This is a genomic window from Blautia sp. HCP3S3_G3 (genome assembly GCF_052063365.1).
Classification (GTDB): Bacteria; Bacillota; Clostridia; order Lachnospirales; family Lachnospiraceae; genus Blautia_A.
Window position 1 is genome coordinate 39,315 of record NZ_JBQHXR010000007.1, and the last position, 16,211, is coordinate 55,525.

The 16,211-nt window shown below is 43.4% G+C and carries 17 protein-coding genes; 3 read left to right on the forward strand and 14 right to left on the reverse strand.

From position 1 onward, the window contains the following. Positions 1-18: 18 nt before the first annotated feature. The 4 genes from ACTNEW_RS08540 to ACTNEW_RS08555 form a co-directional block, all read right to left on the reverse strand. Entirely contained in the window at positions 19-2,475 is a 2,457-nt protein-coding gene (locus ACTNEW_RS08540) for a hypothetical protein (protein ID WP_441059955.1), read from the reverse strand. Positions 2,476-2,481: 6 nt separating this feature from the next. After that, positions 2,482-3,759: a class I SAM-dependent methyltransferase gene (locus ACTNEW_RS08545; protein WP_441059957.1), complete on the reverse strand. Its 1,278-nt coding sequence runs from the start codon at positions 3,757-3,759 to the stop codon at positions 2,482-2,484. A 70-nt stretch (positions 3,760-3,829) separates the two neighbouring features. After that, on the reverse strand, positions 3,830-4,219 hold the full coding sequence (locus tag ACTNEW_RS08550; RefSeq protein WP_441059959.1) for a hypothetical protein: 390 nt from the start codon (positions 4,217-4,219) through the stop codon (positions 3,830-3,832). A gap of 130 nt (positions 4,220-4,349) precedes the next feature. After that, entirely contained in the window at positions 4,350-5,054 is a 705-nt protein-coding gene (locus ACTNEW_RS08555; RefSeq protein WP_441059961.1) for a 5'-methylthioadenosine/adenosylhomocysteine nucleosidase, read from the reverse strand. A 386-nt stretch (positions 5,055-5,440) separates the two neighbouring features. Between ACTNEW_RS08555 and ACTNEW_RS08560 the strand changes: the two genes are divergently transcribed. Beyond that, complete coding sequence (locus ACTNEW_RS08560) at positions 5,441-5,683, forward strand: TIGR03905 family TSCPD domain-containing protein (protein WP_441059963.1); 243 nt, start codon at positions 5,441-5,443, stop codon at positions 5,681-5,683. Positions 5,684-5,725: 42 nt separating this feature from the next. Here ACTNEW_RS08560 and ACTNEW_RS08565 read toward each other — a convergent pair whose 3' ends face one another. The 3 genes from ACTNEW_RS08565 to ACTNEW_RS08575 form a co-directional block, all read right to left on the reverse strand. Then, positions 5,726-7,342 carry an MBL fold metallo-hydrolase RNA specificity domain-containing protein gene (locus tag ACTNEW_RS08565; RefSeq protein WP_441059965.1) on the reverse strand — a complete coding sequence of 539 codons (1,617 nt, stop codon included), beginning with the start codon at positions 7,340-7,342 and terminating at the stop codon, positions 5,726-5,728. 60 nt (positions 7,343-7,402) lie between these two features. Further along, a complete protein-coding gene (locus ACTNEW_RS08570) occupies positions 7,403-7,591 on the reverse strand; it encodes a hypothetical protein (protein ID WP_441059967.1) in 189 nt (62 codons plus the stop codon). 632 nt (positions 7,592-8,223) lie between these two features. Next, positions 8,224-8,709: a hypothetical protein gene (locus ACTNEW_RS08575; protein WP_441059969.1), complete on the reverse strand. Its 486-nt coding sequence runs from the start codon at positions 8,707-8,709 to the stop codon at positions 8,224-8,226. A 146-nt stretch (positions 8,710-8,855) separates the two neighbouring features. On the opposite strand from ACTNEW_RS08575, the gene ACTNEW_RS08580 reads away from it, so the two are divergent. Next, the gene (locus ACTNEW_RS08580) at positions 8,856-9,923 is read left to right on the forward strand and encodes an undecaprenyldiphospho-muramoylpentapeptide beta-N-acetylglucosaminyltransferase (RefSeq protein WP_441059971.1); all 1,068 of its coding nucleotides are present in this window, start codon (positions 8,856-8,858) and stop codon (positions 9,921-9,923) included. Between the two features lie 2 nt (positions 9,924-9,925). Here the strand turns inward: ACTNEW_RS08580 and ACTNEW_RS08585 are convergent, their stop codons facing one another. Further along, positions 9,926-10,471: an RNA polymerase sigma factor gene (locus ACTNEW_RS08585; protein WP_441059973.1), complete on the reverse strand. Its 546-nt coding sequence runs from the start codon at positions 10,469-10,471 to the stop codon at positions 9,926-9,928. A gap of 28 nt (positions 10,472-10,499) precedes the next feature. Continuing rightward, on the reverse strand, positions 10,500-10,904 hold the full coding sequence (locus ACTNEW_RS08590) for an HIT family protein (RefSeq protein WP_441059975.1): 405 nt from the start codon (positions 10,902-10,904) through the stop codon (positions 10,500-10,502). Positions 10,905-11,050: 146 nt separating this feature from the next. On the opposite strand from ACTNEW_RS08590, the gene ACTNEW_RS08595 reads away from it, so the two are divergent. After that, the gene (locus ACTNEW_RS08595; RefSeq protein ID WP_441059978.1) at positions 11,051-11,725 is read left to right on the forward strand and encodes a sensor histidine kinase; all 675 of its coding nucleotides are present in this window, start codon (positions 11,051-11,053) and stop codon (positions 11,723-11,725) included. Here the strand turns inward: ACTNEW_RS08595 and ACTNEW_RS08600 are convergent. The 5 genes from ACTNEW_RS08600 to ACTNEW_RS08620 form a co-directional block, all read right to left on the reverse strand. After that, complete coding sequence (locus ACTNEW_RS08600) at positions 11,692-12,306, reverse strand: rhomboid family intramembrane serine protease (RefSeq protein WP_441059980.1); 615 nt, start codon at positions 12,304-12,306, stop codon at positions 11,692-11,694. The genes ACTNEW_RS08595 and ACTNEW_RS08600 overlap by 34 nt on opposite strands. Positions 12,307-12,751: 445 nt before the next feature. After that, entirely contained in the window at positions 12,752-14,254 is a 1,503-nt protein-coding gene (locus ACTNEW_RS08605) for a DUF6382 domain-containing protein (RefSeq protein WP_441059982.1), read from the reverse strand. Between the two features lie 125 nt (positions 14,255-14,379). After that, positions 14,380-14,772 (reverse strand): TadE family protein, encoded by a 393-nt coding sequence (locus tag ACTNEW_RS08610; RefSeq protein WP_441059984.1) that lies wholly within the window; start codon positions 14,770-14,772, stop codon positions 14,380-14,382. A 127-nt stretch (positions 14,773-14,899) separates the two neighbouring features. Beyond that, complete coding sequence (locus ACTNEW_RS08615; RefSeq protein WP_441059986.1) at positions 14,900-15,316, reverse strand: prepilin peptidase; 417 nt, start codon at positions 15,314-15,316, stop codon at positions 14,900-14,902. Positions 15,317-15,345: 29 nt separating this feature from the next. Continuing rightward, on the reverse strand, positions 15,346-16,203 hold the full coding sequence (locus ACTNEW_RS08620; RefSeq protein WP_441059988.1) for a TadE/TadG family type IV pilus assembly protein: 858 nt from the start codon (positions 16,201-16,203) through the stop codon (positions 15,346-15,348). Positions 16,204-16,211: the final 8 nt, after the last annotated feature.

A 16,211-nucleotide genomic window follows, 5' to 3' on the forward strand; every position in this document is an offset into this window, starting at 1 on the left:
CCTCCTTAGCATATGATTTTAATATTCTATATTTTCTATATAGGTAAAGAATACATTTCCGGCTTTTTCAAACAGGTCGGTACTGTCATTCATACCATACGGCGCCGTCTCTCCGGTTGCCGGATCATAAAGATACGTATTATATTCATCATATCCTACAATCAGAACACTGGTATTCGCTCCTGTCTTGGCGATCACAGCTCTCTGGCAGCTCACTTCATAAAGCACGCTGTCCAGGCTGCAGCCGGTCAGATCCAGAACTGTTCCGGATCCCCCGATTCCCTCCGTCAGTTTCTGAATATCCATCGTTGCACTTCTCATGATTTCCGGAATATCCTCCACGTTCAGCTGTATCTTTGTTTTTTTATTCCCTCGCTCCCAGACATATTGCTGACTGCGATTCAAAACCACACCCGTCTGCTCGTCCGCTCTCTGGATTGCTTCTGCGGGTTCTGAATAGATACTGTCCAGTCCGCCTTTGGCGTACACATAATAAACAATATCTTTCGGCACCTGCGTATCCAGGGAAACTGTTCTTTCCTCCACACTGCGCATTTTAGCATACATGATCAGAGGCTCGTCTGTTTCCGGCGAATCCTCAAAGGCCAGACGGATTCTGACACCTGTCCGGTCTGAAGAAGTCAGTTCTACAGAAATGCGATTTACCGAAGCTTTTTTATTGTTCATAATATTATCTTTTTTCTGCACCTGGTAAGTATTGTCCTTTTTGGCGGAAAGCTCAAATTCCATGATCGTACTTCCTACCTTCACACTGGTGATATACAGTCCGTCCTCATGGTATTCTTTTTTGACATTGCCTTCAAAATCCTCAATCTTCAGAGTAGTGATTCCCTCTATCGCACGGTTATTGGAATCCGTCAGGATATCTCCGTCCAGAATGATGCCATAGACCAGATCCTCATTCATAAAGCCCAGTTCCCGCAGTGACTGCCCTTCTGACGGCATCAGCATCCTCGTATCCAGCGTTTCAAAATCAATTTCTTTAATCTGACCCGCATAATCTCCGCTCTGTACCATCCAGGCTGCGTGCGCATTGGTATCGGACACCACAAAATGATCTCCGTCAATTCCCTCTTCCAGAATCTTATAAGTACCGCCGTCAATGTCAACCAGATACAACTTTCCCGCAAGAAGAAGAAACAGATCATTTCCCTGATTTACATACGAAAGCGTCCCCAGTTCTTCTTTCAGGAATTCATAGGACTCGGTACTTGGAATAAATACTTTCTCTTCCACCACATTCTGGTCATTGTTGTAATGATATACACAAATTCCGCTGTAACCTTCACGGCTTCCCCGGTTCATATACCCGTACAGTACAAAATCCACATCTCCATTATCATCCACACGAATAATCTTCATGTCATGTTTCACACGGGAATCCCGATAATCTCCATTTTCTTCCTTGCGAAAGCTGAATATTTTGACAAATTTACCATTGTCCGGAGAATAGGACCAAAGATCTCCCTGCTGAACAAATGCAACAACACTGTTATCCTCATTTGCCAAATAAGACACGTTTTTGTCCCGCACCCCCAAAAGAAGACCATCTGAGGAAATTACCGAAAGGGACGGTTCAAACACCTGTGCAGCTGACCGCTCAAAATTCAGGAGAAGGATCCGGGATTCTGCATAACGCATCCGGTAAAACTCTGTCACGTCGTAAATTTCCGTATTTCCATTCTCATCTTTCGCAGAGATTTGATATTCCATCGAAACACTTGCCGTTGTTTCATTGATATCTTTGATCACAGGAATTCCCTTTCGGTAAATCTTCGGGCTCAGCGATCCCCAGCTCACCTGGGTAAATTTGGACTTAATAGAGACACTGTTAAAATTCGTGGTCGATGAGGAACTATCTGATTCCAGATAACTCACCAGATCTTCAGCTGTAGCCTTGTCCATGCATTTTTCACAGAAACTCTTCACAAATTTTATGTAACTCTCTGTATTGAGATTGGATCTGGAAACGATTCTCGTATAATAATACACTTCTCCGCGGCTGGTATCCAGCGTGATCTGCATAGAATATTCCTGATTCATCCGAAGTGAGCTTCCGATTTCCACACTGGCTCTCAAATAACTGTCCGAGTCAGAAGCAGTAAGATTCTTCACTTTTTTGTTTTCCAGAACCTTACTTCCGTCTGAGGTCCGGATTTCATAAGAAAGACTCGTTACCTTGGCAGAATAAGGATTCACTGCAAAAGTAAGCTGTTTCGTGGTATCCAGAGGCGTCACACTGTCCCTGGTAAAATCTGCCTGCATCTGCTGCACATATCCGTACATCCGGTTGCAGAGTGTTCCATTATAATCTACCATGACTTCCGGCAGAGAGGAATCATTCATATCAGAACGGTCATCTGTGGTCTCACTATTCAGTAAAATTGCAGTTCCTGCCACACCAAATACAAACACCACAAACAGCAGCAAAAATCTGCCCAGAATTTTTTTCATGTACGCTTATTCCCCCTTTCTTTCCGTTTCCGGACGGGGCTTCAGAAGCGCAGCCAGCGTCGGGGAAACATGAAGTTTTCTCATCATGTCTTCCAGTGCCGGAGTATGCGCATGACGTACCTTTTCTTTTCTGACTGCACGAATCAGCAGATTTTTCGGGGTATGTTCCATATCAATAAATTCCAGAATCTGCGTATCATATCCCTGTTCCTCCAGAAGCTGTGCACGGATTCCGTCTGTCATAAGAGCTGCCATACGTTCCTTAAGAATGCCGTAATGCAGAACCGGAGAGAGCATCTCGTTTCTGATCTGGCGATTCAGTTCATGCTGGCAGCACGGAACGGAAAGAATTACTTCTGCTCCCCATTCCACAGCTTTGGCATGGGCATAATCTGTTGCCGTATCACACGCATGCAGAGTTACGACCATATCCACAGAACTGACGCCCTCATAATCCGCAATATCACCCTGATAAAAATGCAGCTTTTCATAGCCGTATGTTTCAGCCAGGTGACTGCACTTTCGAATCACATCGGTCTTCAGGTCCAGTCCGATAATATTCACATCGTATCCACGAAGTTCCCGAAGATAATAATACATGGCAAATGTCAGATAGGATTTGCCGCAGCCGAAATCCAGAATGGTGATTTCCCGGTCTCTCGGAAGCTGCGGGAGAATGTCCTCGATATACTCCAGAAAACGGTTGATCTGGCGGAATTTATCATACCGCGAGGCCACAATTTTGCCTCCTGCAGTCATCACTCCCAGATCCACCAGAAACGGTACCGGAATACCTTCTTTCAAAATATACTGCTTCACACGGTTATGGGAAAGGATTCTTGCAGGGCGTTCCCCAGTTCTCCAGCCGTCTTCGCCGTTCGTGTCATTTTTTCGGCTGTCTTCGCCCTTCGAACCATTCTTGCGGTCGCCTTCGCCCTTCAATCCGGTCTTCTGTGTATCTGCTTTTTGCTTTGTCCTGATCGTTACTTTGCCTTTTTTGCTCACCAGTATGGTTCCGTCCAGTTCCAATCCCTGAACCTGAAGCTGAGAAAAACTTCCGTCCATGGCTTTTTCCAGATACTCACAGACTTCTTCCCGCGTATAGTTGGAATGAAGCACCTGATTTCCCACAAAAGCAGAAGCCTGATAATAGATTTCACCCTTCAGCTCTACCGGACGAATCTTCACCCGGGAAGCCCCGTCTTTCCGGCGGGGTCCGCTCAGAACAGCCTGAATCAGCTGTTCATTGATCAGTTTATCAAAAAAATCATTTTGTGTTTTCATTATGCCTCTATATTCTCAAATCTGTTCAGCAGCCAGATGGAAGCTTTCTGCTGAACCGTCATAAATTTTCTCATAATCTTCCTCTTCTTCCGGTATAAAAATCTCTGCACCGGTGCCTGCGGCATCTCCTTCTGGAAATTTCCTGAAACAAAAGCACCTGGATCAGATCATCCAGAAATCTTCCCGGAAGTTCCTGCACCGACATTTCCGGCTCTACTTCTTCCCGAATACGGCGGCACATCTGATAAAGCATAAATTTATCCGGATATTCATCATAAAGTCTGCTTCCCTCGTAATCCAGTCGATCGCATTCTTCTTCCACTTTCTCCTGAATTCGTCTGGCAGTTTCCGGATAATACGACTTCATCATTTCAAATTCTTTTTCCTGCATTCTCTCCCCGCTCAAAAGCATGGGGTTTGCATAGGTCATATAAAACGGATAAAATTTATCATAATACATACAAAGGCCCCTGTGTCCTTTCAGAATCATCTATTTCAGTATATGCAGGGGCAGAAAAATCGGTCATATCGGTATCACTCAGCAATCATGCCGCAGTCCGCTATGAAGATTTTCTCCAACGGCGTCATAATCATCCCTGAAGGTCACGGATCATGCGGCTGGTAAGTTTTACACTGTGACGGATTGCTTCTGCTTCAAAAACAGGATAATCCACATTTGCGCTTCCATCTGCTTTATCAGAAATCGCACGGATTACCAGAAACGGCACATGATTCAGATAGGCTGCCTGTCCGATCGACGCACCTTCCATCTCTGCCGCATATGCGCCAAAATGTTCCACAATGGAATCTTTTACTTCCTGGCTGGAAATAAACTGGTCTCCGGATGCAATTCTTCCCTCAAATACTTCAATATCCGGATTAACTTCTCTGCAGGACTGCAGAGCCAGCTTGCGCAGCGCTTCATCTGCCTCAAAAGACATCACTTCCATATCCGGAATCTGTCCTTTCGGATAACCAAGCGGCGTCACATCCATATCATGCTGGATCACGTCTGTAGAAACCACAATATCTCCGATATTGATCTGATTATTCAGACTTCCCGCAACACCAGTGTTGATCACCACTTCCACATGGAAAACATCCACAAGGATCTGCGTACAGACAGCCGCATTCACTTTACCGATACCGGATTTAACTACAACAACTTTTTTTCCTTCCAGAATTCCCTCAAAAAATTCCATGGATGCCATGCGTGAAATCTTCACTTCCTGCATCTGTTCCTTAAGCCCGAGCACTTCCTGCTCCATGGCACCTATAATTCCAATACATCTCATCTGAATTTCCTCTCTTTCCAGATATCTGAAATACCGGATCGCTGCAGTTTCATTTACAGAGATCCAGATATCTAACGATATTATAGCAAATCTTTAATTTTAATCCAACTGTAATTTATCACTACTCTTTAGAAATGTTGGAATTTATCATTTCCTTTTATTCTGTGATGATTGGTCCTGGAGCGTGTTTGAAAATTCAGAATCATTGATTTTTTAAAAGACCTTCATATACTGTGGAAACTTTATGCTGTATCTGGTATAATATAAAAGTTTCAAAGTATTCGTATCTCCTTGTCCGGACAAGCGTATTCATCCGCAAAACGGGCAGAGACGAACACTTACTGTTTTATTTCTATTTTCATTTTATATTCTCAGGAGGAAGCATTATGAGATACAGAACAAGCGGAGTCTGTTCACAGGCCATCGAATTCGAAATAACAGATGACAAAAAAGTTCACAATGTAAAATTCATCGGAGGCTGTTCCGGCAACACACAGGGCGTTGCAAAACTCGTAGAAGGCATGGATGCAGAAGAAGTCATCCGACGTCTGGAAGGCATTCACTGCGGACCGCGTCCCACATCCTGCCCGGATCAGCTTTCCAAAGCAATCAAAGAAGCACTCGCCTGACAGGGCAAGTGCTTTTTTATATGATAGATCCGTCCTATCCCATTACAGATCTGTTCTGTCCCATTTATCACACAATGACTGCAGTTCTCTCGAAAAGCGCTCCAGATCCTTGTTCGGACATCCTTCGTTCTTACGGATAACAGACATAAGTCTGTGTCCAAGAGCAACCAATTTCTCAAATGCACGGGCAGCTCTGGCTGCTTTCGGCGAAGCAGATTTCTTCTGAATCCGGATTCCCTGGGTCTCATAAACAAAGGCATCTGCTGCCAGATCATAAACCGTACCGCTGAACGGTGCCATTGCATCATATCCCAATTCATCACTCAGCCGCTTGGCAAAAACTTCCGTCACACTGTCTTCTCCATGAGTAACAAACACTTTTTTCGGCTTTTTTTCAAAAGCTTTCGCCCAGGTAAGCAATCCGTTCACATCCGCATGCCCACTGATACCGGGCATCTGGCAGATTTCCGCTGCTACATGCACAGACTCGCCAAACAATTTCACCTCTCCGGCACCTTCCAGCAAAGAACGCCCGAGCGTTCCCACCGCCTGATAGCCGACAAACAGAATCGTACTCTTCTCATTCCAGAGATTATGCTTCAGATGGTGTTTTATCCTTCCTGCATCACACATACCGCTGGCAGAAATAATCACTTTGCAGTCTTCATCAAAATTAATTGCTTTGGAATCATCACTGGTAACCGAAATCCTCAATCCCGGAAAGCTGATAGGATTGGTTCCTTTTTGAATCAGTTCCAACGCTTCCTCATCAAAGCAGTCATAGCGATGTTCTCCAAAAATCATTGTCGCCTCATTGGCAAGCGGGCTGTCTACATATACTTTAAAACCGTCATGACCATGAACCAGTCCCTCTGCCTTGATCTGCCGGATGAAATAAAGCATCTCCTGGGTACGTCCTACGGCAAAAGACGGAATCACCAGATTTCCACCTCTGTCAAATGTACGCTGAATCACATCTGCCAGAAGTGTCGGATAATCCGGCCGTTCCCCATGGCTTCGGTCTCCATAGGTGGATTCCATTACAACATAATCCGCTTCGTGAAGATATTCCGGATTTTTGATCAAAGGCTGATCCAGATTTCCGATATCACCGGAAAATACGATCGTTCTTTTCTGACCATCTTCTGTAATTTTCACCTCAATGCTGGCAGAACCAAGCAGATGTCCTGCATCTGCAAACCGTACTTCAATTCCCTCTGCCGGCCGGATTACTTTGTGATACGGACACGGTACAAAATTCCGCAGAACACCCAGGGCATCTTCCATGGTATATGCCGGAATAAACTCCGGTTTTCCCTGGCGGCGTCCTTTCCGATTGCGCCACTCTGCCTCAAACATCTGGATATGAGCGCTGTCCCGAAGCATAATATCGCACAGATGACAGGTTGCATCCGTTGCATAGATTGGACCCTGGAATCCCTTTGCGTAAAGAGCCGGCAAATTTCCGGAATGATCCATGTGAGCATGTGTCAGAAGCACAAAGTCCAGTTCCCCGGGACTTACCGGAATGTCTTTATTCTCGTAATAATTCGGTCCCTGCTCCATTCCATAATCCACAAGAAATTTCCTGCCTGCTGCCTCCAGATAATAGCAGCTTCCCGTCACTTCGTGGGTTGCCCCGATAAAGGTTATTTTCATTACACAAACCCCCTTTTTTTCCGTAAAACATCCCCCTCACGTTTTTCCTGTATAACCTTATTATACACAACAATTTCCCTGTTTAACAGCTTTTTTTCTGAAAATATTGTGCTGTTTTTCTTTTATTTCTTTTTCTTTTACTGTTTTTTCTGTTATTGCTTTTTCTTTTATTATTTTTTCTTTTATTGTTTTTCTGTTATTGCTTATTTCTGTTATCTCTTTTTCATTGCATTCACAACATTTTTTCAATTTTCCCGGAAATTATCTCCCCGGGATTCGATAATAAAAAAAGGAAGTACACCCTGACTGACAGAGGACTTCCTTTTTCGCTTTTGCTTTGGTTCGATTTGTTTTCTTTCCTTTTGGTATTACATTTCACAGATCAATTCCCTGCATCCATCCTTCCCGGAATTGTGGCAGAATTCCGCAATTTCATAAATGCAGTTCCATATATTGATCCACGTCTGACAAAATCAGCCATTTTCCCTGTACAGTGGCAGTTGTACAGAAAACAGCAGACCTGATGAAGATATTATTACTTCCTGAAGTTTATCTTCACAAATCTTAACTGAAATGACAATTTTTGTCGTTTGCTGATAAATCATGCGGACATTCTACTGCTGCAGATGGCAAAGGCAGTTTGCAGGTATTAAAAAACTTTTCTATTTCATCCTTCACACGATATCATGCCCCGCTATTCAGTTGTAAATCTCTGCCTTTCCGTTTGTCGTCCCGGAGTAGCAGAAGAAGATTATTGTTTGCTTAAGAATCGTTCTTTATCCAACCTTTTTACGGTGTAATCTATCACCTCGCTTCTTCATCGCAAACTCACCCTTACAACTTATAATACGAAGCAGCCTCATGAATATCTCGCTTAATTTTTATCTTTCCACCTCTTTCTCATATGCAGAAAGTGACTCCGCATTATGAGCATAAACTGCCACACTGTCACCTTCTATCAGATGTTCCATGCGTTCTGCAGCCTCACCCATATTTGATTCTCTGGTCATACCCGCTCCGAATACACACATTCCAACAATCGCCGCAATTCCTGCAACTTTCACTGTACTGCACCTAATACCCGCCTTCTTCCTCATCGGAATCACACGGTTCCTCAACTCAGCTTCGGGGTTTTTCTCCTTTTCCGGCTGACCATTCCTGATTTGTCTATCTTCCCGGAAAGCTTCTTCCTCTTTCAGACGCCGCATCAGTTTCTGATAAGATTCCTTCATTTCCTCTTCTGAAACTTCATACTCCTCCGTATCCTCATCGCCGGAGAAAAGAGCCTCTTTCATGATTTCCGCTTCCCTGATAAACTGATCATTGATTAATTGATCAAACTCATCCTCTTCGTATTTTTTCTCCATGTTTTTCTCCCAAAAATTTATCTTTCCTTGACAATTTTGCCACAGGGGTTCATAGTAATTGTAATAAACACAACTATTCAGCAACTGTGATCCCGCAGGATACTGAACAGTTACCATAAAACAATGATTTTTCAGGAGGTACCCCTATGAAACATATCGTACTTACCGGTGGAGGTACTGCCGGGCATGTTACCCCCAATATCGCACTGATTCCCACCCTTCAGGAAAAAGGCTACACCATTTCCTATATCGGTTCCTACGAAGGAATCGAAAAAAAACTCATTGAAGAAATGGGAATTCCCTATTATGGAATTTCTTCCGGTAAATTAAGACGTTACTTTGATCTGAAAAACTTTTCAGATCCTTTCCGTGTTTTAAAAGGTTTTGGAGAAGCAAAAAAACTTCTCAAGCAACTGAAACCTGACGTTGTATTCTCAAAAGGAGGTTTTGTCACTGTTCCCGTAGTCATTGCGGCCAAACGCTGTAAAATTCCAGCCATCATCCACGAATCAGACATGACCCCCGGTCTTGCTAATAAATTGTGTATTCCATCTGCTGCCAAGGTCTGCTGCAATTTCCCGGAAACAGTCAAAAGTCTCCCGGAAAACAAGGCAGTGCTTACCGGTACCCCAATTCGTCAGGAACTTATGAACGGCAACAAAGAAACGGCCCGTAAATTCTGTGGTTTCAACGACCAGAAGCCTGTTCTCATGGTAATCGGCGGAAGCCTTGGTGCGGCATCTGTCAATGAAAACATACGTAAAATCCTTCCGGAATTACTGAAAGAATTTCAGGTCATCCATCTCTGCGGAAAAGGCAAAACAGATGAAAGCCTTACTGGTACGGAAGGCTACGTACAGTATGAATATATCAAGCAGGAACTTCCTGACTTGTTTGCTCTCGCCGATATCGTAATTTCCCGTGCCGGTGCCAATGCAATCTGTGAAATTCATGCCCTCCATAAACCCAATCTTCTGATTCCTCTCTCTGCAAAAGCCAGCCGGGGTGACCAGATCCTTAATGCCCGTTCTTTCGAGCGTCAGGGTTACAGTATGGTCCTGGAAGAAGAGGAAATCACAGAAGACTCTCTGCTGAAGGCAATCAGAGAATTATATGCAAAACGTCAGACTTATATCGATACCATGACAGGAAGCAGCCAGATGGATTCCATCCGGCAGATTACTGCCCTGATTGAAGAATGCGCAAACAGATAAACTTATCGTTTCTTACGATACAATTTCTCTAATTCGCTATTCATCCACTCTTTCATTCTGAGAATACGGTTATTCACACCGTTACGTGTGAGACCGTATTCCTCAGCAACCGATTCCGGCGACATTCCCATCACTTTTATTTTAATCAGGATTTCATAATTGATCGGATTCTTATCCCGAAGTCTCTGCAATACCAGCTTCTGGTACTCTTTTTTCTCCATGCGAAGGATCCTCTCCTCCGGGTTATATTTTTCATCGCGGCTTTTTGCGTCCGCATTTTCCTTTTCCAATGGAAACTGTTCCCGTTTCACATATGCTTTTTTATAGTAATCCTTGGCAGTATTGACAGTAGCGGTAAAAATCAGCGATTCCAGTTTGCCATCATTACTCATATCCAGTTTATCACCAAGCCTGAACAATTTACAAAATGTTTCCTGGCTGATATCCTCCGCTACTGCTTTGTTTTTTACAATTTTCATCGCAACTTTCACTGAGAATTTCCAGTATTTCAGATAAATATCATCAAAATTCTCATTATGATTCATCATTCGTACAATCTCCGTCCCTTAACAGACTCTATGCATTCATTTTAGTAAGAATTTCTTCTTTTATTTCGTCGGTCAGCGTTCCCGGCGTCCAGGTCAGACCAACACCATCTCCCGTATATCTTGGAATCAGATGCATATGGAAATGAAATACCGTCTGGCCTGCAGTTTCTCCATTGTTCTGTACAATATTAAATCCATCACATTTCAAAGCTTCTGTCATTTTTACCGCCATTTTTTTTGCAAGGATCATTGCTTTCGCAGCCAGCTCATCCGACAGTTCATAAATATTCGCAGCATGACTCTTCGGAAGAATCAACGCATGTCCCTTGCTTGCAGGGCCAAGATCCAGAATTACACGAAAATCCTCGTCCTCATATAAAGTTGCAGCAGGAATTTCTCCATTCGCGATTTTACAAAAAATACAATTTTCCATAGTTTTTCTCCTCCTTTGTTTTATGGAATACTCCCTTTGTTTTATGGGATATTTCCTTTATTTTCTCGTATTTTGTCGATTTTTTCAATACGAAATTCATTGATTACACAAAACAGCAGTGATACACTTCCTCATGAGGTGATGATATGCAGGCTAATACCACAGCAGAACAACAGGAAAAAGAATTCCGTTTTACCCTTTCCAAACTTTCCCACGAACTCCGTAACCCTCTTGCACTCGTCAGCAGCGAGCTGCAGCTTATGGTTTCCTCTCACCCGGAGATTTCAACCTACGAAGGCTGGGATGATATTATGGATAATCTGGAATATATCAAAGAACTGCTAAATGAATTGTCTGATTACAATAATGCCGGAAAACTGACTCTGTGTCCGACAGAACTGTACTCTTTTCTGAGTTCCTTTCTGGCTTCCTGCAGACCGGCTCTGGAATATCTGGGAATCACACTGGAAACAGACATCCCTTCTCATCTGCCCACGATTCCTCTTGACCGGACAAAAATGCGCCAGGCGCTGCTGAATCTCCTGCGCAATGCTCAGGAAGCAATTTCTCATCCCCAGGGAAAGATCAAAGTACAGGCAAATATACTGCCGGATGGCATACGTATCTCCATATGTGATAACGGCTGTGGAATCACTCACTCGCAGCAGCCGGACATCTTTACCCCCTTTGTTACATTCAAATCCGGCGGCACAGGGCTTGGGCTCCCAATCACACGACAGATCATCGAAGCACATGGCGGTCATCTGGAAATCAGCAGTGTCCCCGATCAGGGCACTGAAGTTCGTATTTTTCTTGGATGATACAGGATAACAGCGAGTACAAAACCGCTGAACATACCTCCAATGTGGGCAGCATTGTCCACACCGCTGCTGGTTAAGCCAAAGTATAAGGAAAAGGCAGCCATGATCACCATCTGACGGACAGTAATATCTTCTACACGCCCTTTACTGCGCAGAAGTACATAGATCATGGCTCCCATCACCGCAAAGACCGCTCCGGAAGCTCCGGCAGAAACTGCAAAATCCATAGATTTCATATCCAGTATCAATGACAGAACATTTCCTGCCATGCCTCCAATAAGATAGATGAGCAGGAATTTTATTTTCCCCACTGTACGTTCCAGTCTTCCTCCAAGTACAAACAGTACCAGCATATTATTGGCAAGATGCTCCATACCAAAATGCAGAAACATACAGGTAAAAATCCGGTACCATTGTCCCTGCTCAAGAATAAGCGGAGTATAAGCAGCACCGCATTCCAGCATATGCCCGATATCCTGACTGCCCCCGGTAATTTCTACCACGAGAAAAACCAGTAAATTCAGAATCAGCATCACTGCAGTCATCGGTTCTTTTTTTAGTTCGTTTTTTATTTCGTTCACAATATCTCCTTTGCATTACAGGATCCGGCTCTTCCTGTCCATATTTTATACATCACATATTGGAATCGGGATTATTGTAGCAGATTCAAAGGATTATGTAAACTATTGTACCAACACAAATTTCATTTTTGGTTCAGGCTAATCTGTATTTTTATACATTTTTGTATCGGAATGGGCTTTCTTTTTACATCAGAATGAACTTCCGGCAAAAAACATGTTACTGAATATCCATATATACTTTACCACATTGTCCGGCAGTAATTGTGGAAATCTTCCGCCAAACTCTCTGTTTTATAAATTTCCTTTCCCGAACATTCATCTGGTTATTCCTTGAGAAAAATCCTGCTCCGCAGGATTCTCCACCTGCGGAGGATTGCTTTAGCAATATAGAAATATAATTCCTCTCCGCCGCAGCATGATTTATTTCTATTGACAAAACACTTTCCTATGATAGAAAAATATATCTTGCCTGTGCAAAATCCACTTCATCTTCATTATGCAAAAGGTATTCCTCCGCACCTTTCAGCATTTTTCCATTAATGGACGTGCCATTTCTGGAATTCAGATCAGTAAGATAATACCCATCATCTCTTTTTCTGATCTTACAATGAATTCTGCTTACTGTCGGCAGCGGAATCACGGCATCACAGGCCGTTTCCAGTTTTCCAATGATTGTAATGTCCTCTTTCAGATAAATGGTTGCCAGTTCCCCTGGTTCCCTGCTTACCAGACTGGAAGGGCCGGACATCGTATTTGATGACAGAACGACGGTCTCTCCAAAGTCAACAGATGCACGATTATCGGTAACGTTTTTATCTGTCTGACTAATCTCTGTATTCTTCTTTTCTTTTGCTCCGTTCCTTCCATTCCCTGTATATTCTGATTTCTCCTGTAGGAAAGTTTCATTCAGCGGATACTCCTGACTTCTTTGTATAGGACCATTATTCTCCCATCGTTTCTCCCGACTCTCCGAGCACGTTTTTTCCGTCTCATCTCCTGCCATTTTCTGCCTTCTTTTTTCCTGCACTTCCTTTCTCCAGTTTTTCTCTTCTTTTCGTTTCTTTTTTTGAGAAACAAGATAAACAGATACTCCAATTCCCAAAAATACCAGACCCGCTCCCATTGCGGCTTCCACACAAAGCCACGGAAGATATCCCAGTAGATTTGCCGCCAAAACTCCTACAAGCCCCAGACCGCACAGAACAACGGTTATCACCATTGTTATTTTTCCTGTGTTTGTTTTCTTCTTATCTCCGGTCACATCTTTTCTCTTTTCTGCATCGTATTTTCCTGATACAGATTCTTCCCTGCTCCATGAAACATCTTCTGATGCTTCCGTTTCTCCAACAGTTTCCTTTCTGGAAAATGAAATATCCTGCAAAGGAATTTCCGGGAGTTTTGCTTCTTTTTCCTGATACATCACCTGTTTGATATGCTCCAGATGAAAACAATCTTCCAGAGCACTGCGGTACACACTGTATCCCAGCATAACTGCCTGTGCATCCTCATGATCAAGCTTTGGCAGAATATATTCCGTGAAAGACTGAAGCTGTTCCTGCACTTCTCTCGCATATCCCGGAAGGTAGCAAAACTGCAGATTTTTCTTTTCCACATCCAGAAAGACATATTCCGGATCAAATACCAGCTGACCGGGATTCAGAAGATATTCTCCCATCTCCTCCATTACCTGAAGAAAACCGCCAAATATCAGTCTCAGATCCTCAATCCCAAACTTTTTCTGTTCATACAGAGACACCAGTGACTGTCTGGAAGTAATCTCATAATAAAACAGAATTTTCCCATCCAGCCCCTGCAGTCTGCATCTGAGAATAGATGGCAGTACATTTCCTGCCAGCATCCTTACTTGATACGAAGACGTATCCACCTCCTGATCTCCCTGCAAAATCAGATAATTATGATTCATATCACGTTTATATTCCGCACGCATGTGACTTCCCCTCCTGCTGCTCATACAGGTATACGATGTACCAATACATCGTATACTAAATAACTGATACATCCGGCTTATCCATCTCCCTGGCAGCACAGCTCATTTACCAGACCATGTATTGATCAGTTCCGTGCCAGATCTGAAACAGCCTTGATCGTCCGGATTCTTTTGACCGGACGGATAATCAGGGAACTCCCGCTCACCTTCTGGCTCCAGCGAAATCCCCCATAGGAAGCAATCGTATCCAGGCTGTATATTACCTGTACTTTCTTACCTGTATTTGTCTGCACCTGCAGGTTTTCCGCTCCAAAAAATCCCACATTCCCAAGTTCCCTGCTGCGCGCTGAGGCAGCATCATAAACCTGTCCATTCTCTTTTACCGCTTCCATGCTTCCAACCAATGCAGACTCATATGCAGCCGCTGTCAGCCATGCCCGGTTGTGCACAAAAAAACACAGATACAAAAGCCCGAAAACAACCAGAAAGACCATCGGCATTATACAGGCAGCCTCCACAGTAAAACTTCCCTGTTTTATATCTGATTCTGAGCTTTGTTTTGATTTTTGTTTTGATTTTTGTTTTAACTTTTCTTCTATATCTTTTTTTATCCTCATTTTTTCTACTCTCGCTTTCCATTCCTGTTCAGCATAACAGTAATCCTCCCACATATCCTGCCAGAAGGAACGGAACAAAAGGAATTTCTGTTCTCCTTCCTGCTTTTTTTAATGCCAGTAATATCATGGCGCATCCACCGGACAATAAAACACCCAGACACACTGTTATAAGAAATTCTCCTGTTTCCAGAACAATTCCAAGATCCAGTAATACCCACGCATCTCCCATTCCCACTGCCCCTCTCGTAAGGACAGCCAGAACCAGCACCACCATCCCTGTCCCAAGTGGAATCAAAGCGTGAAAAATACTTCTCCCACTCTGCAGTGACCAGAATAATCCGCCTGCAGCAAACAACAGAACTGCAAGCAGGGAAATCTCTCTCTTCTGACTGTCTGTCCAGGCATTAACAGCCAGAAACACCAAAACACTTACTTCTCTGATCATTTTGTACGTTTCCTCTTTCATCATTTCCGTCAGCCGCAGCGGCTGCATGCATGCTCTGTACCTGCCTCTGATAATTTTACCATACGTACTGTCCTTTTCAGACCGCTGCAGGAAGCCTGATTATGATAACGGTTACTTTTCTGTGTAATATAAACAGTCCCGTCCGGCTTTTGATTCCGGCTGCATTTTTCACACGCTGTATACTTTTCGCCATATGCATTTTTCATAGAAGAAATTTTGCTTCCGCTCGCCTGACTGATTGATACATTCAGATAACTGCACCCCGGATTTCTGTGATACACTCCGCCGGATTCTGTTACAAAAACCATCTCTTCCTCTTCTGTACTGTTATCGCCAAATGTTTCATATGTTTTGCCTGTCCATGCATGTACTTTTATCGCATTATGCATCCACACTCTGGGAAGAGGCACAATTCCTCCGACCGGTTTATAGGAATATACATCAGGTATCGTAATTTCCTCCACACCACTCCCATCCAGCGCATATGCATACATCCCTGACTGTTTTGCTGTCTCACATGCTTTCATGAGATGTTCTGTCTGTTGTTTATATACATTCATAAAGGAAATCATCGTTACCATTCCCAGAAAAAACAGGGGAAGTATCAGTGCCGTTTCCACCGCAAGGCTTGCTTTTCTGAGACCTTGAAAAGAGGTGCCAAAAGATGCCTTTTCAAAAAGAATACTAAAATTTCTGTTCATCGGGGCAAACAGAAACCGAAGGCTTTTATGAGAGCGTTTCCTTTCTTTGATATATTTTTTTAAGCATATTTCCTTATTCTTTTTCCGTTCTTTTTTCTCAGTACTGTCTATCTCATGTCTGTTCTTTTTCCACCAGTACCTGGTTGTTTCTTTTCGAAAAAGCATCTTTTCAC